Below are 23,747 nucleotides of genomic sequence, written 5' to 3'. Positions count from 1 at the left end.
CGATGTGTGAGACCGGCCGGGAGCGAAAGCTCCCGGCCGGTTTTCTATACAGTGACGCTGTGGACATGCGGATCAGGACCTGGGCCGAACTGGGCAAGGACGAGTTCTTCGACATCGCCGTGCTGCGCTCGGTGGTGTTCTACGTGGAGCAGCGTGCCGACGTCCAGGATTTCGACGCGCACGACCGCGCACCGCAGACGCTGCACTACGCCATCCACGACGACGGGGGAGCGGCGGCCTACCTGCGCACGCTCAGGCTCGCCACGCCGGAATACGGCGCCTCCTGGGCGCTGGGCCGGGTGGCGGTACGGAGCGACCGGCGAGGTGAGGGGCTGGCCCGCGTGCTCATCCGGGAGGCCGTGGACCGCCTGGGCACCCAGCCGATGGTGTTGCACTCACAGACCTACGTCCAGGCCCTGTATGCGGGCTTCGGGTTCAGGCCGGTGGCGGAGCAGTTCGAGGAGGCCGGCATCGCCCACATCTCGATGCTGCGGCCCTCGGCCATAGGCAATCGGGACCGGATCTGAACCTCGCCGCTCCGCAGTTCGAACCTATTCGCTAGACTGGCCGATCAGTGTGAGCACCTCTGGTTTGACTATCGGCGCTCACTGCACAAAAATGAATGAGTCCCTTGTGCCCTACCGGCATCAGGAACCCCGAAAATCTAGAGCTGCGCAGAGTGCGTGGCGAGATCCAAGAAGGAGCCCTCGTGGCAAAGGCCAAGTTTGAGCGGACCAAGCCGCACTGCAACATCGGCACCATCGGACACGTCGACCACGGCAAGACCACTCTCACCGCGGCGATCACGAAGGTGCTGCACGACGCGTACCCGCAGTGGAACTCTGCCTCGGCGTTCGACCAGATCGACAAGGCGCCCGAAGAGCGCCAGCGTGGTATCACCATTTCGATCTCGCACGTCGAGTACCAGACCGAGAAGCGTCACTACGCGCACGTCGACTGCCCCGGACACGCTGACTACGTCAAGAACATGATCACCGGTGCGGCTCAGATGGACGGCGCCATCCTCGTGGTCGCCGCCACCGACGGCCCGATGGCTCAGACCCACGAGCACATTCTCCTGGCTCGCCAGGTCGGCGTGCCGGCGATCGTCGTCGCGCTCAACAAGTGCGACATGATCGACGACGATGACGCTGACCTCATCGACCTGGTCGAGATGGAACTCGACGAGATCCTGACCGCTCAGGGCTTCGAAGACACCAAGATCGTCCGCGTTGCCGCATTCCCCGCCCTGAACGGCGACGAGAAGTGGAGCAAGTCGGTCCTCGAGCTCATGGAGGCCGTGGATGAGTACATCCCGCAGCCCGAGCGCGACACCGACAAGCCCTTCCTGATGCCTGTTGAGGACGTCTTCACGATCACCGGTCGTGGCACCGTCATCACCGGCCGCATCGAGCGCGGCGTCGTCAACACCGGCGACACCGTCGACATCATCGGCATCCGTGAGCAGAAGCAGACCAGCACCGTCACCGGTGTTGAGATGTTCCGCAAGATCCTCGACGAGGGTCGCGCTGGCGAGAACGTCGGCCTGCTGCTCCGCGGCACCAAGAAGGAAGACGTCGAGCGCGGCATGGTCGTCATCAAGCCGGGCTCGACCACCCCGCACACCGACTTCGAGGCCAACGTCTACGTGCTGAACAAGGAAGAAGGCGGCCGTCACAAGCCGTTCTTCTCGAACTACTCCCCGCAGTTCTACTTCCGCACCACCGACGTGACCGGCGTCGTCCAGCTCCCCGCTGGAACCGAGATGGTCATGCCCGGCGACAACACGGAGATGACCGTGCACCTCAACAAGCCGATCGCCATGGAGGAGAACCTCAAGTTCGCCATCCGTGAAGGTGGCCGTACCGTCGGTGCAGGCAATGTCACCAAGATCCTCAAGTGATCTGATCTACTGATCCGCGAAGGGGCCGCACAGCTTGGCTGTGCGGCCCCTTCGCCGTTCCCGCTCCTCTGCCGGCTCCGCCCCGAAGCGGAATGACGCCGAACCCGTGGGTGGGCTGCACCCTCTCGCGTAGGGCTACCGCGCAGTCGCGTTGTCCACATCGTGGCAACGCTAACACCGCGGTCTAGCATGACGTCACTGGATCAGAGCTGATCAGGATCGGAGACCAATGCCCGTGCGCAAGCGATTCGCAGGCTTCAGCAAGGTGCTCGTCAGTGCCCTCGCTGTGGCTCTCGCCACAACCATGACCCCCACCCTTCAACCCGCCCAAGCTGCAGAGGGCGACTCGCTGAACGTCGCGTTCGGCGGCTCTCTCGTGGGCACAGAGGACTACACCGCCCAGGGAACCGAGCTCAAGCGCGGCACGCTGCAGCGAATGGACGGGAACGAGGACCAGGTGCCCGGCGAGGGCGTCGTCCTCGCCGGAGGAACCGAGGGCATCCGGTTCCTGCCGAACAACTTCGCGCTCGACAGCGGAACCAAGAGCTTCCTCATGGAGGTGCAGTACACCCCCAACGCCGTCGGCCACTTCGACACGATCATGTCCGCGGGTGGCAACTTCTACGTCCGTGCGCAGGACGGCAAGCTGCGCTACGGCTGGGACACGAACCTCGGCGGATCCTGGACCAAGCACACGCGCGACGTGGAGCTGCCGTCGGACAGCGAACGCCATGCGATCTCACTGCATTACCGTTACACGGCTGCCCAGACCACCGTCGACCTCATGCTCGACGGGGTCGCCATGCCCCCGGTCACGGGCCCGCACCCCCTCGTGGTGGCGAGCGGCTCGGCGAACATGTTCGGCTTCGGCAATGACGTGCACCCGGCGGGACAGGACCGTGGGATGCCCGGCACGCTGCACGAGGTCCGCGTCGCCGCCACCGACGGCTCGGCCGACGTGGCCTTCGAGTTCCAGCCGCGTGCCCTGACCACCGACCTGCTCGACGTCTCGTTCGACGGCTCGCTCAACGGCACGGCCTACGTGCCCGCGGCGGGGGAGACCGTGGAAGGTGCCCTGACGTCCCGTGACGGCGCCACCGTCGGCGGCGGTCAGGCGACTCTGAGCGCCGCCACGCACGCGCTCAACTTCCTGGCCGACCCGAACCCGCTCAGCGCGGTGAATCTCGACGCCGGCTTCGTCGCCGAGCTCGAGTTCACGCCCTCGGCCACGCAGCGCACCCTCGCCACCATCTTCGCGCTCGGCGGCAACTCCTTCGTCCGCTACCAGGACGGGCAGCTACGCTACGGCTTCTCCAGCAACCCCACGGGAACCGCGGGCAACTGGTCCAATCACATCGCCACCATCGCGCTTCCGGCCGCTGGAGCGTCGCACGTCCTCTCGGTGGCCTACGACCCGCAGCCCGAGGGCGGCGCGAAGATGCACCTCTGGCTCGACGGCGTGGCCGGTCCCACCATCACCGCCACCACGCTGATGCGTCAGGCCATCCCCGGTGGCACCGCCTTCGGAAACGACGTCAACACCGCCGGCCTCGACCGCGGATTCACCGGCACCATCCAGCGCGCCCGCCTGGCCCAGCTGAACGAGGCGTTCCGCAGTGAAGCCTTCCTGTTCCAGACGCTGGATCCGGTCGCCACCTGCGAAGGCGGCCCCTTCGAGACTGGAAACTTCGTCGCGGTCAGCGCGGAGGACTGCCGCGAAGACATCATTGCCAAGGCCAGCGCCGTCCGCCCGACGGCGGAGCAGCTCGACTGGCAGGAACTGCAGTACACCGGCTTCCTGCACTTCGGCCCGAACACCTTCGAGAACATCGAGTGGGGCTACGGCACCTACCCGGCGGAGAAGGTCAATCCCACCAACGCCGACATCGACTCGTGGCTGAAGAACCTGCGCGACGCCGGCATGAAGATGGCAGTGCTGACCGTCAAGCACCACGACGGCTTCCTGTCCTACCCGACCCGCTACTCCGACTACGACATCTCCGCCTCCCCGTGGAAGAACGGCGAAGGCGACATCGTCAAGGAGTTCACCGAAGCCGCGCACAAGTACGGCATGGGCGTGGGCTTGTACCTGTCACCGGCTGACTCGAATGCCGAGATCAAGGGCATCTACGCCAACGGTTCCTCAGCGACGCCCCGCACCATTCCGACGTTGGTGGAGGGTGATGACCGCTCGGCAGCAGTGGCCGCCGGCGACCTGCCGACCTACAACTACAACGCCACCGACTACGGCCAGTACTTCTTGAACCAGCTGTACGAAGTCCTCACCCAGTACGGCCAGGTCGACGAGGTGTGGTTCGACGGTGCCGGCGGCAACACCTCCGGCACCGAGCGCTTCGACTACTCGGCGTACTACGACCTGATCAAGAAGCTGCAACCCAAGGCGCAGATCGCCGTGGGTGGCCGCGACATCCGCTGGGTCGGAAATGAGCACGGCTGGGCCCGCAATGACGAGTGGGCTGTCGTACCGGTCAAGGAGAGCGAACCCGGCGGCAGGATCGGCGCCGTCCAATCGGGCAACTTCGACCAGCTGTACGGCTTCGACGACCAGATCGTCTCCGCCACGCAGGACGGACGGGCGAGCCACCTGCACTGGTGGCCGTCCGAGGCCGACATGAAGCTCACCCCGGGCTGGTTCTGGGGCCCGGGCAAGGACACCCCGAAGACGGGGCAGGCGCTGCTGGACAACCATTGGGATGCATCCGTTGGCCGCAACTCCGTCCTGCTGCTGAACGTGCCCCCGACGACGGAGGGTCGACTGTCGCAATCCAACGTCGACGCGATCATGGACTTCGCACAGCTGCGTCGCAAGGCGTTCGGCAACGACCTCGCACTCGGCCGCGCGGTCACCGTCGGCAGCGAGACCACCCACGACATCACCGACGGCAACAGCCGCTCGTCGTGGGTCTCCGATGGCGGCGACGACACCACGCCGCTGCTGATCGACCTCGGCTCGCCCCAGCGCGTCAACCGCATCAGCCTCAGCGAGGACGCCGCGGACCACGGCCAGCAGATCCGCGAGGTCAAGGTCGAGGCGAAGGTCGCCGGCAACTGGCAGCAGATCGCCACCGGGCGTGCCGTCGGTGTCAACCGCATCTGGCGTCTCGACACCCCCGTGACCGCCCAGGAATTCCGCGTCACCGTACCCTCGGCACGCGGCACCTACGGCATCGCGAACCTGTCGCTTTACCAAACGTTGGAGCAGGACCCCGGTCGACCCACGGACATCTGGATCGACTGTGAAGCCCCGACCGCCGGCCCCGGCACCCAGACCGCGCCGCTGAACTCGCTTGAGCAGCTGCGGACCCTGGACCTGGCGCCGAGTGCGACGGTCTTCTTCAAGTCGGGCACCTCGTGTGACGACTCCAGCGCCCGCCTGTGGGCCTACGGCACTGCGGACGAGCCCGTCGTGGTCACCACGTACGACGGTAAGGTCATGCCCACCATCGGTGCTGCCCCGGCCGAAGACTGGTTCGCGTCGTACGACGCGAGCCAGAACCTTGAGGTGTTCGTCGATCCCGACAGCAACCGTGAGCCCCGCATCACCGATGTCGGCGCCCAGAGCGCCATCGTCGAGCGCGACGTCGCGATCCAGATCCTCGCGTCCGACCGCGATGGGGACGCGTTGACCTATTCGGCGACCGGCCTCCCGGCCGGCGTCACCCTCAACGCCGAGACCGGCCTCATCTCCGGCTCACCGACTGCCACGGGCACCAGCCAGGTGACGGTCACTGTCAGCGACGGTCGCGGCGGGTCCGCGAGTGTCACCTTCGAGCTCGTGGTCAGCCGCGCTCCGCTGGTGGAGCTGGCCAGCGAGCCCACCGGTATGACGCTGGGCACCACCCAGACCATTTCGCTGATCACCAACGGTCTGCCCGCCGACAGCGTGCTGGTCGTGGATGCTCCGGCAGGCTGGGTAGTCTCCCCCTCGCGTCAGTGGGTTCCCGCCGGCGATGGCATCGCCACCGTCACGGTGCGGGCGCCGCAGTCGGGCACGTCGGGAGTGATCACCGCCACGGTGCTGACCCCGACGGGTGAGACCGGCGCTGTGTCGGCGCAGATCGCCCTGGTGAACCCGGCCGCCCCGGTCGCCATCTCCGGCGTCGTGGCGTGGAACTCGGCGGAACCGGCCGAAGGCGGGGGCAACGGCTACGTCACCGCCGCCGTCGACGGCAACCCGGCGTCGTTCTGGCACACGCAGTGGCAGGGGAGCAATCCGACCCACCCCCACTTCATCACCGTGGATCTCGGGTCCGTGCAGACCGTCGGGTCGCTGACGTACGTGCCCCGTCCCAAGTCGGCGTGTGGCTCCTCCATCAATCCGGCAGCCTGTAACGGGCAGATCGTCGGCTTCGAGGTGCACTCGGCGACGGGCACCTTCGGCACGCGGACCGCGACCGAACTGCAGGGCCGGTCTTTCGCGAACCCCGCGGATGCTGTCTACACGCAGGTGGCGAAGGGCACCTTCGACGCGTCGAACACCGACGCCAAGACGGTCACCTTCGACCAGCCCGTGACCGCGCGGTACCTGCGTCTCACGTCCACGTCGGCCGTGACCGGGACCGGCGGGCAGAGCCAGCCGTGGGCGCAGGTAGCGGAGCTCAACCTCCGAGGGCCCGTCGAGGTGGCTGACCTGACCGACGCCCCGCTGACCGACGCGCGGGTGTCTGTGACCCCGACGACGGCGGAGCAGGGGTCCGAGGTGACCGTGACCGGCATCGGGTTCGTGCCCGGCGCCGACGTGACGGTGACGCTCGGGGACAGCACGGTGACCGTGCCCGCCAACGAGGTGGGCGTGGCCACGGCACGGATCACCGTGCCGGCCGGCCAGGCCGTCGGTACCGCGACGGTGAGGGCCACCGACGGAACGGCCGCCGGTACCGCAACGGTCACGGTGACGCCGGCTTCGTCGCCGTCGCCGTCGCCGAGCGCTTCGCCCTCGGCGTCGCCGAGCCCGTCGGTGTCGCCGACCCCGTCGGTGTCGCCGAGCCCGTCGAAGTCGCCTTCGGTGAAGCCCTCGGTGAAGCCCTCGGCCAAGCCGACGACGACGCCGACCAAGCCTTCCGACACGTTCGTCCGGACTGCGCCCTACACGGAGCCCGGCAAGCACGAGTTCAACGGTCGGCAGTGGTTCACGCAGTGTGAGGCCTACTCGCAGACCGAGCGGTGCCGCACGGAGATCTGGGCCACGGTGGTGAAGGTGAAGGACGGGCAGTTCGTCCGCGAATCGGGTTGGGCGTTCAACAACCTGACGTACCTGCCGTACATGACGCGTGCGGCGTGGAAGGGCAACCCGCTGGGCGATCTGGCATCCACCACCGGTGGGCTGTTCACGTCTGCCGGCCGTCAGTGGAAGACGGAGTGCGACACCGCCGCGACGGGGAGGGGCGCGTGCCGTTCCTACACGATGACGACGGTGTACGCCGCCACCGCCAAGCCTGCGGGGGGCTACGCCTTCTCGCAGAGCAACCAGTGGGTCTTCAACAACATCGTGATGTTCGGAGGGCCGGAGAAGCGCGGCTGACCCGCAGGGTTGGCAGCTGAATAGCGACGGGCCCCGGAGCGCAAGCTCCGGGGCCCTCTCGCGTCTTGGGACCTGTGAGTCACCGCCCCTGCGTACCGCGGCTGGGAAGGGTGCTGCCGTCGCGTCAGCCGCGCTTCTGGATCGCCGCCCATTCGTCGCGGAGGCCGACGGTCCGGTGGAACAGCATCTCCTCGTCGAGGTCGGCCGCGAAGTAGCCGAGACGCTCGAACTGGACCACTTCGCCGGGCGCAGCGTCCGCCAGCGCCTCCTCGGCCCAGCCCTCGACCAGCTGACGCGAGTTCGGGTTGAGGTCGTCGAGCGCCTCGCCCGTCGCCTCGCCGGGGGCCTCTGTCGTGAACAGCCGTTCGTACAGCGCCGCCCGCACCGGTACCGCATGCTCGGCCGAGACCCAGTGCATCGTCGACTTCACCCTGCGCCCGTCGGGCGAATTGCCGCCCTTCGACGCGGGGTCGTACGTGGCCAGCACCTCGACGACCTCGCCGTTCTCGTCCTTCACCACGTCGGTGGCGGTCACGAAGTAGGCGCCGCGCAGGCGCACCTCGCGGCCGGGGGAGAGGCGGAAGTACTTCGGCGGGGGGACCTCGCGGAAGTCGTCCTGCTCGATCCACAGCTCGCCCGTGAACTCCACCTGGCGGGTGCCGTCCTCAGGGCGCTCCGGGTTGTTGGACACCTCGAAGTGCTCCACCACCGGCTGCCCGTTGTCGTCGACGGGCCAGTTGGTGATGCGCAGCTTCAACGGGTTGAGCACCACCATACGGCGCTGGGCCGTGGCGTTGAGTTCGCGCCGCACGTAGGACTCGAGCGCCTCGATGGACTGGCGCGAGTTCGTGCGGGTGGTGCCCACCTCGAGCATGAACTGGCGGATCGCCGCCGCCGGATAGCCGCGGCGCCGCAGGCCGCGGAGCGTCGGCATCCGGGCGTCGTCCCACCCGTCGACGACGCCGTCCATCACCAGCCGCGCCAAGCGGCGCTTCGAGGTGATGGTGTGCGTCAACTCCAGGCGGGCGAACTCGTACTGGCGAGGGCCGTCCTCGACGCCGAGCTGCTCCAGGAACCAGTCGTAGAGCGGGCGGTGCGATTCGAACTCGAGAGTGCACAGTGAATGCGTGGTGCCCTCGATCGCGTCCGACTGGCCATGGGCCCAGTCGTAGTTGGGGTAGATCGGCCAGTCGTCGCCGGTGCGGTGGTGCGCGACCTTGCGGATGCGGTACATCACTGGGTCCCGCAGCTGCATGTTCTCGTGCGACATGTCGATCTTCGCGCGCAGCACGCGCGAACCGTCGGCGTAGTGGCCGGCGCGCATCTTGCGGAACAGGTCGAGGTTCTCCTCGACGCTCCGGTCGCGGTACGGGGAGTTGACCCCCGGCTTGCCGAAGCCGCCGCGGCCCGCGGAGATCGCGTCGCCGTCCTGGTCGTCAACGTAAGCCAGGCCCTTCTCGACGAGCTGCTCCGCCCAGTCGTAGAGCTTCTGGAAATAATCCGAGGCGTAGCGCACGTCGGCGGGCTCGTAGCCCAGCCACTCGATGTCCTCGATGATGGAGTCGACGAAGCTGGTCTCCTCGGTCTCCGGGTTGGTGTCGTCCAGCCGCAGCAGACAGATGCCGCCGAAGTCTGTGGCGACGCCGAAGTCGACCACGATGGCCTTGGCATGCCCGATGTGCAGGTAGCCGTTCGGCTCGGGTGGGAAACGGGTCTGGACCCGGCCGCCACGCTTGCCCTGCTCGACGTCAGCTCGCACCGCATCGTAGATGAAGTTCGAGGGCTTGGCTGATGACTCCGTCATGACGGGTAAGTTAGCACGCTCCGGCTAACGCGTGGCGGCAAGGTCTGCGAGCCCCAGGATCAGCAGGATGGGGATGGCGATCACGACGGCCAGCAGCACCGCCACCAGGGCCCCCACCACGATCCAGTAACGGACGGACGACTGCTTGACCAGCTCGCGGTTCTCGATGGCTCCGTTGAGGAGCTTGAGGTTCTTCTTGTTGGAGCGGTACGCCGCGTCGAAGATGGCGCCGACGAAGGGGATCATGCCGAGCAGCCAGTCGAGCAGCGAGTTGAAGGCCATGCGGCCGATGACCGGGATGGGGGCACGCAGCCGGATCGCGTCGACGAGGATGCTGCCGCCGAACACGGCTCCCACGGCGGTGCCTGCCCACGGCACGATGGACAGCACCGGGTCCACGCCGATACGGATCTTGGTACCGGGCACCTGCACCAGGTCGTCGAGCACGTACGAGAGGGCGCGGGTCAGCTTCGCCGGCGATTCCTTCGGCACGTCGCCCAGGTCCCGCTTCGTCCTGTCCCGGGCGGCCTTCAGCTTCGGGTCTGTGGTTGAACCGGACAGCGCCTCCTCCGCCACCTTGCGCGCGCGCTCGATGGCGCTGGCCGGCGTGGGGGGCGGTTCCTGAGTCATAGGCTCCAGTGTTGCGCGAGTTGGGGGGCAAGACCAGTAGCCCCACGGGTGAGGCCCGATAGGCTGGGGCCACTATGAGCGAAACAGTGATCCCCGCCCGCACCCGCGTCGCCCCGTCGCCCACCGGAGACCCCCACGTCGGAACCGCCTTCATGGCGCTGTTCGACCTGGCCTGGGCCCGCAAGACGGGGGGACAGTTCGTCCTGCGGATCGAGGACACGGACCAGGCCCGCCTCGTGGCGGGCTCTGAGGACCAGATCTACCAGTCGCTGGCCTGGCTCGGCCTGCAGCCCGACGAGGGGCCCCACGTGGGCGGCGAGCACGGCCCCTACCGCCAGTCGGAGCGGCTGACGACCTACCGCCCGTTCGTCGAGCAGCTGGTCGAGGCGGGCCACGCCTATTACTGCTGGTGCTCCTCTGAGCGCCTCGCCGAGCTGCGCCGCGAGCAGGAGCAGTCCAAGGCCTCGGTCACGGGCTACGACCGCCTGTGCCACGGGATGACCCGCGACGAGCGCGCCCAGCTCGCCGGCTTCTCGCAGACCCCCGTCGTGCGGATGCTCATCCCCGACGACGTTCCGCTGACGTTCCAGGACATCGTGCGCGGCGAGGTGAAGGCACCCCGCCCCGACGACCAGGTGATCCTGAAGGCCGACGGTTTCCCGACCTACCACATGGCCGTCGTGGTCGACGACCACCTCATGGGTATCACCACGGTGGTGCGCGGCGAGGAGTGGATCTCCTCGACGCCGAAGCACGTCCTGCTGTACCAGTGGTTGGGCTGGGAACTGCCGCAGTTCGCCCACATGCCGCTGCTGCGCAACACGGACAAGTCCAAGATCTCCAAGCGGAAGAACCCTGCCGCCCGTCTCATGTGGTTCAAGGAGGAGGGCTACCTCCCGGAGGCGGTGCGCAACTTCCTGCAGCTGCTCGGGTACGCCGGTGACGACGAGCAGGAGGTCAAGACCTTCGATCAGTTCGTCGAGGAGTTCGACTGGGCGAAGGTGAACCCCGTCGGCCCCATCTTCGACCTGAAGAAGCTCGACTGGCTCAACGGCCACTACCTCCGCTCGTTGTCCGCCGAAGAACTGGCGGACCGGATCATGAGGTTCGAGGAGGCCAACTGGACGCCGTCGGCCGAACAGGTGGAGGTGCTGCGCAAGGCGGTGCCGATCATCCAGGAACGGCTCGTGCTCTTGAAGGACGCCCTGCCGCAGCTCGACTACCTCTTCATCACCGACGGTGAACTCACCGTCGACGATGACGCTGCGGCCGCGTTGGCGGACAACGCCGCCGAGGTGCTGGACGCCGCCATCGCGGTGGCTGAGCAGGTGCCGTTCGACACCGATTCCATCCAGGCGGCGCTGAAGGAGCGCCTCGTGGAGGGCATGGGCATCAAGCCGAAGTTCGCCTTCGCGCCGATCCGCGTGGCCATCTCGGGCCGCCGGGTGTCGCCGCCGCTGTTCGAGTCCATGGAGATCCTCGGTCGGGAGTCTTCGCTGGCACGCCTGAGGCGTCTGCGGGAAGCCCTCTAGTCGTCTCTGAGGTCAGACGTCTGCTCACTGCCGATGATCGTTTGGGTGCAGACCGAGATGCTGCGCGGCATGCTCGGGGGAACAGACCAGTGCCCTTGACGACGCTGTGCACCGACGCACCTCGGAACTGGGGCCGCACGTGACGGAGATGCAATGGTGGAGAACCGCGGGAACGGCCGGGCGCCCCTGGCCAGGCTGACACTGAGCGTACTGCTCGGGCTGGCGCTGCTCATGGGGCTGGCCCCCAGCGCCGCCATGGCGGTGGCGGACCCCCCTGCCAGCACACAGGGGTGGAAGGAACTGAACGCTTCCTTGCCGGACCATGCAGCCCTGATGGAGCGGGTGGCCGCGGACACGCCCATGCGCTGGCTGTTCACCGGAGACTCGATCACCCATGGCATCGTCCACACCAACGGCTACAAGCGTTACACCGAGTACTTCGACCAGTACCTGCGCACCACCCCCGTCAACGGCCACGACCGCTCCCAGGACGTCGTGCTGAACACCGCAGTGTCCTCCGGCCGCACCATCTGCCCCGCGGGTGATCCCGGCCAGCCGTGCCTCGACCTCAACTTCGACTCCTGGGTCACCGACCGCCAGGCCGACGTCGTGATGATCGCGTTGGCCATGAACGACGGCCGACAGAATCAGCCGCTGGTGCCGTTGGACCAGTTCCGCGCAGAACTGAAGCGCGCTGTCGCCGCCATCCGCGCCCAGGGCGGCATCCCGGTCCTGCAGACGCAGAACGGCACGCAGAACGAGCAGATGAACACCAACCTCGAGGTCTACTTCAACGCGGTGCGCGAGCTCGCCGTCGAGGACTGGGTGCTGATGGTGGACGTCGCAACCTACTGGCGCGAGATCAGCGGGGGAGGCCTGTCGCACCCGGCCATCATGAACGACGAGATCCACCCGAACGAGCACGGCCACCTCCGCTGGGCACGCCTCGCGCTGGACTCGCTCGGTATGCTCGACCCCGCGTCGGAACTGGCCACGAGCGGCGACGTCGTGAGCGTGCCCCGCACCGGCCCCGAGATCGACGAGACCTACACGCTCGCCAGCCAGGGTGAGCGGGGCTCAGGTGCGCCCGGCGTCGTCGAATGGAACCTTGCCACCACCTTCAACGGCTCCACTGCCGTGAACTACGGCGGAGACATCTCGGCGTTCGCGGCCACCTCCAACGGCAAGGTCAACATCCGCTTCCGCACGTCTGCCACATTCGCGAGCGGGCAGACCATGGTGCTCGCCGGACTCGCCGGCCCCGATGGCAAGCGCCTCGAAGTAACGCTCTTCAACAACCGCGTGCGCATCGGCCGCGATTTCGGCAGCGGCTACAACTGGTACACGGGAACACGCGTCGTCAACGACGGACAGTGGCACGTGCTCTCGGTCAACTTCAGTGCGAACGCTCTGAGCTGGAGCATCGACGGCACCACCGAGCTGAACGGCTCTCTGACCAGCCCCAACGAGTTGAACCCCAGCCGGTTTGGACTCACCACCTTGACGGCGGCCGCAACCGGCGTCCCGACGCTCCCGCGGTGGTACTACACCGGCGAGATCGACTACATCGACCTGATCCCGGCCAACCAGACCGCCGCGGCGCTGCTCAAGCCGCTGTATCCCAACACGGAGGCGACCATGTGGTCGTTCCTGGGCGGCGCAACCACCGCCGGCGTCACCGAACCGATCTTCGCGAAGAACTACGTGCAGGCCATCGAAGAGGTGCTGCGCGGCGACATGGCCGCGACCATCCGCAACCGGATGCGTTACGTCTCCAACGCGGCCCTGGACACCTTGACGTCCGCCGACCTGCTCGAACGCTACGCCGCCGAGGTCGTCCCGCAGAGTCCCGATGCCGTCTTCGTCGCCCCCGACGTGACCGCAGCGGAGGCGCCGGTGGCCGACTTCGCCGCCAACGTCGAGGCCGTCATCGACGCCATCCTGGCCGACGGCGCGGTAGCGGTCGTCATGACCCCGGCGCAGCTCGACCCTGCAGTAACCCCCTACGCGGAGTCCCTGCGCACGCTGGCGGCCCGCGACGGCGTCGGCCTCCTCGACGCCCACCGCTGGCTCGCGCAGCAGAACGCCGCGCGCCCCTCCATCGCTGACCAGTGGTTCACCGACGGCACGCTGAACCACAAGGGCCAGTTGTCCCTGGCCAAGTTCGTCCTGACGCAGATCGAGCTCGTGCCGGGCTCCTCGCGCATCTGGGCGCTCGACTACGACGGTGGCACCCAGCCCCAGATGCCCGCCCGCGGCCCCGGGGAGTTCGCCACAGTCGCGCTCCAGTCGCCCGACAAGGAGTTCTCGAACTACCGCATTCCGGGGGTCATCCAGCTGCCCAACGGCGACATCCTCGCCTCCTACGACGGCCGTCCCGGCGGCGGCGACGCGCCGAACCCCAACTCCATCGTCCAGCGCCGCTCGACCGACGGGGGCAAGACCTGGGGCGAGATGACCTACATCGCGCGCGGCTCGCACCGGGGAACCAGCAACCAGGGGGCCTGGCGCTTCGGCTACTCGGATCCGTCGTACCTCTACGACGCCGAGACGGACACGCTGTTCAACTTCCACGTGTACTCCAAGAACCAGGGCGTCTTCGGCTCGGTGGTGGGGAACAACGACGGCGACCGCAACGTCCTGAGTGCCTCCGTAGCCGTCTCGACGGATAACGGGCACACGTGGGTGCAGCGCTCCCTCACGGAGGTCGTGAAGCCGGCCAACGTCCTGGGCCAGTTCGCGACGTCCGGTCACGGCATCCAGATCACCAGCGGTGAGTACGCGGGCCGTCTCGTGCAGCAGTACGCCTCGCGCAACACCGACCTCCAGATCTACGCCTACTCGATCTACTCCGACGACAACGGGCAGACCTGGCAGCGCGGCGAGATGATCGGCGTGAACATGGACGAGAACAAGGTGGTTGAACTCAGCGACGGCACCCTCATGATGAATTCCCGCTACAACGGCGGCGCGAACGCGCGCTGGGTCGCGTACTCGCACGACGGAGGTCACACCTGGACGGAGCGCGTCCTCGACGAGACCCTGCTCGACCCGCGCAACAACGCGTCGATCATCCGGATGCACCCGGAGGCGGAACCGGGCAGCGAACGCGCCAAGGAGCTGCTGTTCTCCAACGCGAGGGCGACCAGCCGCACCAACGGCACGATCTGGTACTCCTACGACGAGGGCAAGACGTGGCCCGTGGCCAAGACCTTCCGCACCGACACGATGATGTACTCCGACCTGCTGGCACTCGAGGACGGCACCTTCGGCGTGCTCTTCGAGCCCCAGGACGCCCACATCTCCTACGGCGCGTTCGACGAGGCCTGGATCAACCCCTTCAAGGCGGGCTTCCAGGAGACTGTCGCCAAGGGCCAGGCCGGGGCGAGCGTCAAGGTTCCGGTGACCGTCCGCAACGACGACACCCGGACCCTCCCCGCGGGCTCGGCGCGTCTGCGCCTCCGGAACGGGTGGGTGAGCCCCGAGGTCGCCACCCCTGCGGTCGCGCCGGGTGCCTCGATCACGGTGGAACTCAGCCTGGCCATCCCGGCCGGTTCTCCGGACGCGAGTCACGTCGGAGACGTGGAGCTGAAGGCCGGCACGTTCGACCTGCGCGGCGACGCCCGGTTCCAGGTCGGCGCTGATCCGAAGCTGGGGGCAACCATCACCGGTGCCCCGAACGCGGCCTACCAGTCGCGCAACCTCGCCACCAACCCCTACACGGCGGGCGCACGCCTCGGGTTCGACTTCACGGTGCAGTCCACTGGCAACGTGGCGCAGCGGATCGAGCCGATCAGCGGCCCGTTCACTCCGTTCGTCCAGGCCGACGGCGCGGGCAACTGCCGCTACAGCGCACTGCCCGCCGGCGGTTCCTACGTGTGCACCACGTCGGCCCACGTGGTCACGGCGGAAGACATCGCGCGCGGCTACTTCGACCCGGCGACGGTGTGGGAGGTCCACCCGGCCTCCGGCACGGTGCTGCCGAAGCTGACCATCAACGTGCCCGCTTCCCTGGTGGACGTCATCGACCGCAAGCCCGCCATCGCGGGCACCCGAGCGCTGACGTTCGTCGACTCCGACGCCGACGGCGTGGCGTCGGCGGGTGATCGGGTCACCTTCCGAGACGTGATCGCCAACACGGGCAACGTCGACCTGACATCGGTGACCGGGGCAATGATCGCCGAGAAGTTGGCGCGTGGCGCCCAGCTCACGGCCGATGGCAGCCACACGCTGTCCACCGCCGACGTCGCCGCGGTCACCGCTTCCGACGGGGCGTTCACCCTGTCGGCCACGGTGGCGGCCGTCAACGGCGACCGCAACGTCTCGAGCGCCTTCAGCGGCACGATCACGCTGCCGCTGGACGATGCGCCTGAGGCTTCGCCGTCGCCTTCGGTGTCGCCGAGCCCGTCGCCTTCACCGAGTCCGTCGCCTTCGGTGTCGCCGAGCCCGTCGAAGTCGCCGACTCCGTCGAAGTCCCCTTCTGGCTCGCCGTCGGTGTCGCCGAGCCAGTCGAAGTCGCCGACTGCCAAGCCGACGACGACGCCGGCCTCGGACAAGTATGTGCCGACGGTGCCCTACACGCTGCCGGGCAGGCACGAGTTCAACGGTCGTCAGTGGTTCACGCAGTGTGAGCCGTATTCGCAGACGGAGCGTTGCCGCACGGAGATCTGGGCCACCGTGGTCAAGGTCGAGGACGGGACGTTCGTCCGGGAGTCGGGGTGGGCGTTCAACAACCTGACGTACCTGCCGTACATGACCCGGCTGGCCTGGAAGGGCAACCCTCTCGGTGATCTCGAGTCGACCACCAAGGGCCTGTTCACCTCGGCTGGTCGTCAGTGGAAGACGGAATGCGACACTGCCGCCACCGGTCGGGGCGCGTGCCGCTCCTACACGATGACGACGGTGTACGCGGCGACGGCGAAGCCTGCGGGTGGGTACACCTTCTCGCAGGGCAACCAGTGGGTGTTCAACAACATCGTGATGTTCGGGGGACCGGAGAAGAGCTGACGGTGATCGGGGGCGCGGCAGCCGGGAGCCCTATTCGTCGAAGATCAACTCGGGGTAGTTCGGCATCCACATGGACTCGAACACCTGCTGCACAGGGTTGGTCAGCGGCGATCTGGCCACACCGTCGACCTCCGCGGCCTTCGCGACGGCGATGGCCACCGTCGCGGAGACGCGTCTCAGGTCGTTGATGCTGGGCAGCAACGACTGACCCGGGCGCCGGGCCTCCGCCAGCGAGGCCACGGCCTCCGCCGAGGCCGCGATCATCGAGTCGGTCACGCGCTCGGCGTTGCACACCGCCACGCCCAGGCCCAGGCCGGGGAACACCAGAGCGTTGTTGGCCTGCGCGATGGTATGCGTGGTCTCGTCGTGGAGCACCGGCTGGAACGGTGAGCCGGTGGCGATGAGAGCCCGGCCGTGGGTCCACTCCAACAGGTTCTCAGGCAGGGCTTCGGCGAGCGTCGTCGGGTTGGACAGCGGCAGGATGAGCGGGCGCTCCACGTGGGCGGCCATGTCGCGGATGATCTCCTCGGAGAAGGAATCAGGCTGCCCCGAGGTGCCGATCAGGACGGTGGGGCGCACGTTGCGCACGATGTCGGCCAGCTTGTAGACGCCGGGGTGGTTGAGGTCCCAGTCGGCGAGTTCGCCGATGCCCCTGGCGTACGGGCGTTGGAAGTCGCGGAAGCGCTGGGTGGCGTCGTCGGTGACGAGACCGCGGCTGCTGGTCACCCAGAACAGCTTCCGGGCCTCGTCCTCGGTGAGCCCCTCCTTGGCGAGCAGGTCGACGAGCAGGTCGGCGATCCCGATGCCCGCCGTGCCGCCGCCGTGGATGACGAAGCGCTGCTGGCCGAGCTTCTCACGTTTGGCCTGCACACCCGCCAGGATGGCGCTCGCCACGACGGCGGCCGTGCCCTGGATGTCGTCGTTGAAGGTGCAGATGTCGCCGCGGTAGGCGTCCAGGAGGCGGTGCGCGTTGCTGGCGCCGAAATCCTCCCAGTGGATCATGGCGTTGGGGAAGACGGTCTGGGCCGCCGCGACGAACGAGGCGACGAAGGCGTCGTAGCGCTCCCCGCGGACGCGCGCGTGCCGCTCTCCCAGGTACAGCTCGTCGTTGAGCAGCTTCAGGTTGTCCGTGCCCACGTCGAGCACGATCGAAAGCATCCGGTCCGGGTCGATGCCCGCGGCGGCGGTATACAGCGACTTCTTCCCGTTGCAGATCTGGATGCCACCGACACCCTGGTCGCCGATGCCGAGGATGCCCTCCGAGTCCGTCACGATGAGGATGTCGACGTCGTCGGCGCCCAGTTCTGTGGCGCGGAGGGAGGGCTCCACCAGTTCAGGCCGGTCGATGGACAGGAAGACGCCGTCCATGGTCTGGAACCAGAAGCTGAATTCCTGGATCGCCTCGCCGATGGTGGGGGTGTAGACCACGGGCATGACCTCGTCGAGGTGTTCGCTGAGGAGCCGGTAGAACAGCACGGAATTGCGCTCCCGCAAGCCTTGGAGGTAGGAGAACTTCGACAAGGGGGTGGTGGCGTTCTTGAAGCGCATGTAGGAGCGGTGCAGCTGGGCCTCGAGCGGCGTGACGTGGCTCGGCAGCAGGCCGGTGAGGCCGAGCTTCTCCCGCTCGTCGTGGGTGAATGCCGTGCCCCGGTTGATCCGCGGATCGCGCAGTACCGCCCCGCCGCGGGCCTTGATGCGGACGCGGGATCCGTGGCTGCCGGGGAGGGACTCGTATTGGCGCTTGGGCATACGCCCAGCCTAGTGGTGGGGCCGTTGCCACGTGCGGCGGATCGGGACCGAACTAGAGTCGCCCCATGTACCCGTCACCTGAGTTACCGCACCCGATCACCGGGCGCTTGTTCGCCTCCCCGGTGCCGCCGGGCACCGGCTGGCCCGGTGACCCGGCCACGCGGTCGACTCCCGTGGCCCACACCCCCGACGATGTCGCCCGGCTGGCGCGGGGCGCAGCGCCGGAGGAGCTCGACGCGCGGGTCTCGGTGTGCCGCGCCTGTCCCCGCCTCGTGGAGTGGCGCGAGTTGGTGGCGGTGCAGAAGCGGGCGTCGTTCGCGGACCAGCCGTACTGGGGTCGCCCCGCCCCGGCGCTGGGGCCCACCGACGCTCCGATCCTCATCGTCGGCTTGGCGCCGGCGGCCAACGGCGCGAACCGGACGGGGCGCAACTTCACGGGCGACCGGTCGGGGGACTGGCTCTACGCCGCGCTGTACCGGGCCGGCATGGCGACGCAGCCCACCTCGCAGCACGCCGGCGACGGGTTGGAACTGATCGGGGTGCGGATCGTGGCGACGGTGCGGTGCGCTCCGCCGCAGAACAAGCCGACCACCGAGGAGAAGCGGACCTGTGCGCCGTGGCTCGATGCGGATCTGGGGATCTCCGCCCCGCACGTGCGCTCCATCATGTGCCTGGGCGGCATCGGGTGGGACGCCACGCTGGCGGCTGTGCGGCACGCCGGGTGGGAGGTGCCGAAACCCAAACCGAGGTTCGGGCACGGGGTCCGCGCCACGCTCCGCACGCGGGAAGGGCGGGAGGTGTCGCTCGTAGGGTGCTACCACGTGAGTCAGCAGAACACTTTCACGGGCAGGCTCACCGAGGAGATGCTGGACGCGGTGCTGCGGAGCCTGTGAGCCCTCCGACCCTCGGCAGGGCAGCGCGGGTCTGGATCAGCGGGGTGTACCCAGCAGGTGGGGCACCTCGGTGGGCGACGGGAGGTAGTACAGCGACAGCGCGTCGAGCAGGCCGGCCACGTGGCCGACGGCTTCCTCGCGCTCCTCACCGGTGGCTGCGCGCTCTGCCAGGCGCGCGGCGCGGATCGCCCGTTCGGCCTTGGCGCGGGAGCCTTCCGGCAGGTGCGTGAGGCCCACCGTTTCCGCGTGCGACCTGGCCGTACGGAACGAGAACTCCACCTCCGACGCGGCGCGCTGCAGCAATTCGTCGTCGTCGCTGCCCTGCGCTTCCTCCCAGCGCATCAGCGCCAGATGGAACTCGCGGGTCAGCAACGCCGCGTCGTCGAACAGGGCGGAGTGTTCGATGCGGTAGATGAGGTTGGAGCGGAGTGCTGCGAACTCCCCCCGGACGGACTGCACGCGCGCCGACGGGCCGGTGGCCGCATCGGGCGCCTCCGCCCTGGACGATGCGACGACGGCGGCGAGCCACGCGGCCAGCCGCCGGCGGCCGTCCGGACGGCGCACCGCATCGTTGCTTGTCATCACGGGTTTAAGTCTACTTGGTCAGCCCCGGCCGTGCGGGGTGTCCCAGCCGCTCAGGTCCGGACCCTTCGGCACGATGCCCAGGGGGTTGAGGTCTGTGTGGACGATGTAGTAGTGGTCCTTGATCTGGTCGAACTTCACGTTGTTGCCGAAGCCGGCCGTCTGGTACAGGTCGCGGGCGTAGCCCCAGAGGTTGGGCATCTCGCTGAGCTTGTTGCGGTTGGTCTTGAAGTGGCCGTGGTAGACCGCATCGAAGCGCACCAGGGTGGTGAAGAGGCGCACGTCGGCCTCGGTGATCTGGTCGCCCATCAGGTACCGGCGGCTGCCGAGGCGCTCCTCGAGCCAGTCCATGGCCGTCCAGAGCCGGTCGTAGGCGGCCTCGTAGGCGTCCTGTGAGCCGGCGAAGCCGCAGCGGTACACGCCGTTGTTCACCTCGGTGTAGACGCGCTGCATGACCTCCTCCATCTCCTCGCGGACGTCGTCCGGCCAGAGGTTGGGGGCACCCTCCTTGTGGAACTGCTTCCACTCGAAGTAGAGGTCCTCGGTGATCTGGGGGAAGTTGTTGGTCACCACCTCGCCGGTGGTCTCGTCGACGATGGCGGGCACCGTGATGCCGCGCGGATAACCGGGGAAGCGCTTCTCGTAGGCCTCCTTGAGCTTGGCGATGCCCAGCACCGGGTCGACGCCGTCGGGGTCCAGGTCGAATGTCCAGGAATCCGCGTCGTGGGTGGGGCCGGGGTTCCCCATCGAGATGACGTCCTCGAGGCCCAGCAGCTCCCGCACGATGATGGCGCGGTTGGCCCAGGGGCACGCGTAGGCGGCGATCAGGCGGTAGCGGTTCGGCACGACGGGGTAGTCGTCGGTGCCCTCACGGGGCTCGGCGACGATCCGGGTCTCGATGTAGCGGGTGTCGCGGCTGAATTCACGGCCCTTGGTGGAGTACACACCTGCCTTGGAATGCTCTTCGTGTTCGGTCATGAGGATAGTTTAGCATTCAACCTTAGCCCGCGTGATGATCGAGCGGGTTCGCCCAAAAACCGCCGGCCACCCTGGGCTGTCGACGGCGCAGGTCATGAGGGGCAAGTCACGCGATGGGCCCGTCAGGGTCGCCCGACCGCTCCAACATCCTGGGCACCTCACGAGGGCTCGGCAGGTAGTACAGGGCCAGCCCGCCGAGGAGGTGGCTCGCTCGGCTGAGGGCAGCCTCTCTCTCGCCTGGAGTGGCCGCGCGCTGGGAGAGTCTCGCTGCCTTGGCCGCACGGGCCGCGTCAGCACGGGCCGTGCGGGGCAGATGGCTCAGCCCCACCGTCTCCGCGTGCCGGCGTGCGGCGTGGAACGCCAGTTCTAGCCGTCGGGCCAGGGTGGCGCGTTCGTCGTCGTCGAGCAGAGCATGCTCGTCGTCCCAGCGCATCATCAGGAGCTGAAACTCCCTGGTGAGGGGGACGGAGTTGTCGAACAGGGAGGAGTTCTCGATGCGGTAGACGACGTCGGAGAGGAGTTTCCCGTATTCCGACTTGAGCTCCCGCACCCGGGGCAGCGCCGAAGGATCGGGGCGGCCGGTGATGCTCTGGGGACGGGTTGCGTTCAGCGCGCGCGACAACGCGGCGTGGGATGCCTCCGCTGACAGCACGCCGGCGCGGCTGGAGTCCTCGATGGCCGTGCGAGTGACCTGCCGTTGCTTGAGGCCCCAGGCAACAGCCCAGACCCCACCCAGCAACCCGGCGACCAGAGCGGCCCCGCCCGTTCCGGCCCCCAGCCACGCAACGGCCGAAGTGATGATGATCGGGACGAGGAGAACCGCGAGTCCCAGCGGCGTGGGGGCCCGTGGCACCCGGGACGCCCACCGCACGCCAGCGACCGCGACCGCCACCCGACCGGAGAAGTCCAGGACCCTCATGAGGGCGTCGGCCACCGTCTCGTCGGAGCCGGCGGTGGTGGTGCGCGGTAGCGCCTCACCGTCGAGGAAGGCGTAGGTCACTGCGACGTCAGTGCCCGAAGCTGCCTTCACCGAGACCGCGACCGCGTCGCCGAACCTCAGCCCGTCGGCGACCACCAGCGACGTGCCCACCAGATCCCCCAACCTGGTGCCGAGGGTTAGGGGCCGCCAGCGGTCGTCGGGGTCGCGGGGCATGCGCACAGGGTAGCTCCAGCGCGGGTCTGCTCAGGGGAGCCAGGACGGGACGGGCGGGTTCATGATCGGCCCTGCGTGAGTTGGCGCGGCACGTGCTCCGGGTCTGGCAGGTAGTAGAGCGCGAGCGAGCGCAGGATCCGCACGACCTGCCCCTGCGCGGCGGCGCGTTCGCCGTCGGTCTTCGCTCCGGCGGCCAGCCGCGCCGCGCTTGCCGCCCGGCGGGCATCCGCCCTGGCTGTGGCCGGGAGGTGGTCGATACCCACCGTCTCGGCATGGGCGCGGGCGGTCTGGAATGCCAGCTTGAGGGTGGCCGCGAGGCGTACCACGTCGTCCTCGCTGGCCGATGTGGGGTCGAGCTCGTCCCACACGGCCAAGGCGTTGTCGAAGGACCGGGTGGTGGGGACGGCGGAATCGAAGAGCGCCGCCTGCTCGATGCGGTAGGCCACGTCGATGAGCATGCGGCCGTAGGTGGTCTTGACGTGGTCGGCCATCGCGAGCGCGCCCTGCAGCCGGACTGAGGCGGGCGGCCCGTGGCGCACCAGTTCCTTGAAGGTGAGCGCCCCGCCGTCCGGGAGGGGGATCCGCGGGGCTCCGCGCCGCGGCCAGTCCGGGGTGGGCACCGCGACGATCCGACGAGGCACCAGACCGCGCGGGATGCACACCCCCGCGACGGGCAGGTAGTCGGGCAGCAGCTCATCGCGCCGGCGTGGGAGGCCGAAGCTGGCGTGCGTTCTCACCCAGATTCGTTCGTCACGACGACCGGGGGTCGTGGGGTCGACCCGGCGCGCGTTCGCCGGTGGCGCGGGTGGGAGGGGGATGGTCATGAGGATCGCCCTGCCGTCGGCGGCGTCGGCGAAGCAGCTCCGGCCCCAGAGATCGCTCAGGGGGATGTCCGGCTGGATCGGGGCCCAGGGGATCATCTCGGCTCGATCTGCTTGCGCTGGCCGATGAGGCTGGGCGTCGACGGGTCTACTGGCGGGAGGTAGTAGAGGGTCAGGGAGGAAAGGATGTCCGCGACCCGACGGCGGGCCGTCTCGCGCTCGCCCTCGGTGTCGCCGTGCAGGGCGGCGTGCGCAGCCCGGGCCGCGCGCCGGCCGGAGTCGCGGGCGGTCTCGGGCAGGTGATCGAGGCCGAGCTCCTCGGCGTGGCGGCGGGCGTCGTCGAACGCGGCCTCCACCTCAGTGGCGAGCGCGGCGACGTCCGGCGACATCTCGTCCCACGCCATCAGCGCCAGCTCCAGGCGTTGCGTCTGCGGCACCGCTGCGTCGAACAGTGCGGAGTTCTCGATGCGGTAGACGATGTCGCCCCGCAGGGCGCCGAGGCGCTCCTTCACCAGGTCCACGCGGCTGCGGGGGCTCAGCCGCGCAGGGTCGGCCGCGGTCTCGTCGACGGTGAGCTGGGCGTAGACCCCGGACGCGAACACCTCGCGCGACCCGTCGATGACCCGCGGCTTGATGCCCGTCTGCCAGGACTTGGGCAGCATGAGCGTGACGCCGCCGGCCATCACGTTGATGGCGGCGACCATGTACAACTCGGGCAGCTGGAGGACCATGGCCAAGACGATGACGACGCCGGTCACCGCGCCGAGGGCCTGAATGCCGCGACGCTTCGTCCGCTCCCCGAGGCCCTTCACCCTGGGCGGCAGGGCCGCGCGGTCCGGGCGCACGTGGGCCAGGCCGAGGACGGCCTCGCTGATCGTGAGGTCGGCGGGGAGGAACACCTCGTCGGGCGGATCGAGCTTCTGGTGCGCCATGTCGACGTAGGCCACGCGCACCTGCCCGTCGCGCCGGACCGTGCCGATCTGCAGGAGCGCAGTGGTGGGGGTGTTCAGGTCGCCCTTGCCGCCGATGGCGATGGTCCTGCCGGCCCAATCGCCCAGCGTCGCGCGCAGGGGGACGGCCGGCCATGACATGCACGCAAGCTTAGCGGGGGCGGGTTTCGGCACGCCCCGGCAAGTGGGTGGGCGAGGGGCGC

The 23,747-nt window shown here is 68.4% G+C and carries 14 protein-coding genes; 6 read left to right on the top strand and 8 right to left on the bottom strand.

The genetic code is table 11. The features are described from left to right. Positions 1 to 65: 65 nt before the first annotated feature. The 3 genes from C3E87_RS06305 (at position 66) to C3E87_RS06295 (ending at position 7,445) form a co-directional block, all read left to right on the top strand. Positions 66 to 527, top strand: a complete 462-nt coding sequence (locus tag C3E87_RS06305; RefSeq protein WP_076061009.1) for a GNAT family N-acetyltransferase — start codon at positions 66 to 68, stop codon at positions 525 to 527. A 182-nt stretch (positions 528 to 709) separates the two neighbouring features. Beyond that, positions 710 to 1,903, top strand: coding sequence for an elongation factor Tu (gene tuf, locus C3E87_RS06300; RefSeq protein WP_076060712.1), 1,194 nt, complete (start codon positions 710 to 712; stop codon positions 1,901 to 1,903). Between the two features lie 235 nt (positions 1,904 to 2,138). After that, on the top strand, positions 2,139 to 7,445 hold the full coding sequence (locus tag C3E87_RS06295; RefSeq protein WP_143570922.1) for an alpha-L-fucosidase: 5,307 nt from the start codon (positions 2,139 to 2,141) through the stop codon (positions 7,443 to 7,445). Positions 7,446 to 7,569: 124 nt separating this feature from the next. On the opposite strand, the gene C3E87_RS06290 is transcribed toward C3E87_RS06295, so the two are convergent. Then, positions 7,570 to 9,249 (bottom strand): glutamine--tRNA ligase/YqeY domain fusion protein, encoded by a 1,680-nt coding sequence (locus C3E87_RS06290; RefSeq protein WP_076060708.1) that lies wholly within the window; start codon positions 9,247 to 9,249, stop codon positions 7,570 to 7,572. A 24-nt stretch (positions 9,250 to 9,273) separates the two neighbouring features. Further along, positions 9,274 to 9,879, bottom strand: a complete 606-nt coding sequence (locus C3E87_RS06285) for a DUF4112 domain-containing protein (RefSeq protein ID WP_083665448.1) — start codon at positions 9,877 to 9,879, stop codon at positions 9,274 to 9,276. Positions 9,880 to 9,953: 74 nt separating this feature from the next. Here C3E87_RS06285 and gltX point away from each other — a divergent pair, with 74 nt between their 5' ends. Together gltX and C3E87_RS06275 are read left to right on the top strand one after the other, a co-directional pair. Further along, the gene (gene gltX, locus C3E87_RS06280) at positions 9,954 to 11,411 is read left to right on the top strand and encodes a glutamate--tRNA ligase (protein WP_076060705.1); all 1,458 of its coding nucleotides are present in this window, start codon (positions 9,954 to 9,956) and stop codon (positions 11,409 to 11,411) included. Positions 11,412 to 11,564: 153 nt separating this feature from the next. Beyond that, on the top strand, positions 11,565 to 16,418 hold the full coding sequence (locus C3E87_RS06275; RefSeq protein WP_076060703.1) for a GDSL-type esterase/lipase family protein: 4,854 nt from the start codon (positions 11,565 to 11,567) through the stop codon (positions 16,416 to 16,418). A gap of 30 nt (positions 16,419 to 16,448) precedes the next feature. Here the strand turns inward: C3E87_RS06275 and C3E87_RS06270 are convergent, their stop codons facing one another. Beyond that, positions 16,449 to 18,167 (bottom strand): NAD-dependent malic enzyme, encoded by a 1,719-nt coding sequence (locus tag C3E87_RS06270; protein WP_076060701.1) that lies wholly within the window; start codon positions 18,165 to 18,167, stop codon positions 16,449 to 16,451. 65 nt (positions 18,168 to 18,232) lie between these two features. Between C3E87_RS06270 and C3E87_RS06265 the strand changes: the two genes are divergently transcribed. Continuing rightward, a complete protein-coding gene (locus C3E87_RS06265; protein ID WP_076060700.1) occupies positions 18,233 to 19,060 on the top strand; it encodes a uracil-DNA glycosylase in 828 nt (275 codons plus the stop codon). Positions 19,061 to 19,096: 36 nt separating this feature from the next. Here the strand turns inward: C3E87_RS06265 and C3E87_RS06260 are convergent, their stop codons facing one another. The 5 genes from C3E87_RS06260 to C3E87_RS06240 form a co-directional block, all read right to left on the bottom strand. Beyond that, entirely contained in the window at positions 19,097 to 19,645 is a 549-nt protein-coding gene (locus tag C3E87_RS06260; protein ID WP_238974197.1) for a hypothetical protein, read from the bottom strand. 18 nt (positions 19,646 to 19,663) lie between these two features. Beyond that, positions 19,664 to 20,620, bottom strand: coding sequence for a glutathione S-transferase family protein (locus tag C3E87_RS06255; protein WP_076060695.1), 957 nt, complete (start codon positions 20,618 to 20,620; stop codon positions 19,664 to 19,666). 106 nt (positions 20,621 to 20,726) lie between these two features. Further along, on the bottom strand, positions 20,727 to 21,773 hold the full coding sequence (locus tag C3E87_RS06250; RefSeq protein ID WP_143570921.1) for a hypothetical protein: 1,047 nt from the start codon (positions 21,771 to 21,773) through the stop codon (positions 20,727 to 20,729). A gap of 59 nt (positions 21,774 to 21,832) precedes the next feature. Next, on the bottom strand, positions 21,833 to 22,693 hold the full coding sequence (locus tag C3E87_RS06245) for a hypothetical protein (protein ID WP_076060690.1): 861 nt from the start codon (positions 22,691 to 22,693) through the stop codon (positions 21,833 to 21,835). After that, a complete protein-coding gene (locus C3E87_RS06240) occupies positions 22,690 to 23,685 on the bottom strand; it encodes a hypothetical protein (RefSeq protein WP_076060688.1) in 996 nt (331 codons plus the stop codon). The genes C3E87_RS06245 and C3E87_RS06240 overlap by 4 nt, the downstream gene beginning before the upstream one ends. Positions 23,686 to 23,747: the final 62 nt, after the last annotated feature.

Origin of the sequence: Tessaracoccus sp. ZS01 (assembly GCF_022342445.1) — a bacterium.
Lineage (GTDB): Bacteria > Actinomycetota > Actinomycetes > Propionibacteriales > Propionibacteriaceae > Arachnia.
The sequence above is the reverse complement of the archived record's forward strand: the minus strand, read 5'-3'. Positions and strand labels throughout refer to the sequence as shown.

What these genes read in the sequence shown, in the direction of transcription:
- C3E87_RS06270 (WP_076060701.1), bottom strand. Translation starts at nt 18,167, where the DNA reads ATGCCCAAGCGCCAATACGAGTCCCTCCCCGGCAGCCACGGATCCCGC.
- C3E87_RS06275 (WP_076060703.1), top strand. Translation starts at nt 11,565, where the DNA reads ATGGTGGAGAACCGCGGGAACGGCCGGGCGCCCCTGGCCAGGCTGACA.
- C3E87_RS06265 (WP_076060700.1), top strand. Translation starts at nt 18,233, where the DNA reads ATGTACCCGTCACCTGAGTTACCGCACCCGATCACCGGGCGCTTGTTC.
- C3E87_RS06255 (WP_076060695.1), bottom strand. Translation starts at nt 20,620, where the DNA reads ATGACCGAACACGAAGAGCATTCCAAGGCAGGTGTGTACTCCACCAAG.
- C3E87_RS06290 (WP_076060708.1), bottom strand. Translation starts at nt 9,249, where the DNA reads ATGACGGAGTCATCAGCCAAGCCCTCGAACTTCATCTACGATGCGGTG.
- C3E87_RS06250 (WP_143570921.1), bottom strand. Translation starts at nt 21,773, where the DNA reads ATGCCCCGCGACCCCGACGACCGCTGGCGGCCCCTAACCCTCGGCACC.
- C3E87_RS06285 (WP_083665448.1), bottom strand. Translation starts at nt 9,879, where the DNA reads ATGACTCAGGAACCGCCCCCCACGCCGGCCAGCGCCATCGAGCGCGCG.
- C3E87_RS06245 (WP_076060690.1), bottom strand. Translation starts at nt 22,693, where the DNA reads ATGATCCCCTGGGCCCCGATCCAGCCGGACATCCCCCTGAGCGATCTC.
- gltX (WP_076060705.1), top strand. Translation starts at nt 9,954, where the DNA reads ATGAGCGAAACAGTGATCCCCGCCCGCACCCGCGTCGCCCCGTCGCCC.
- C3E87_RS06305 (WP_076061009.1), top strand. Translation starts at nt 66, where the DNA reads ATGCGGATCAGGACCTGGGCCGAACTGGGCAAGGACGAGTTCTTCGAC.
- C3E87_RS06240 (WP_076060688.1), bottom strand. Translation starts at nt 23,685, where the DNA reads ATGTCATGGCCGGCCGTCCCCCTGCGCGCGACGCTGGGCGATTGGGCC.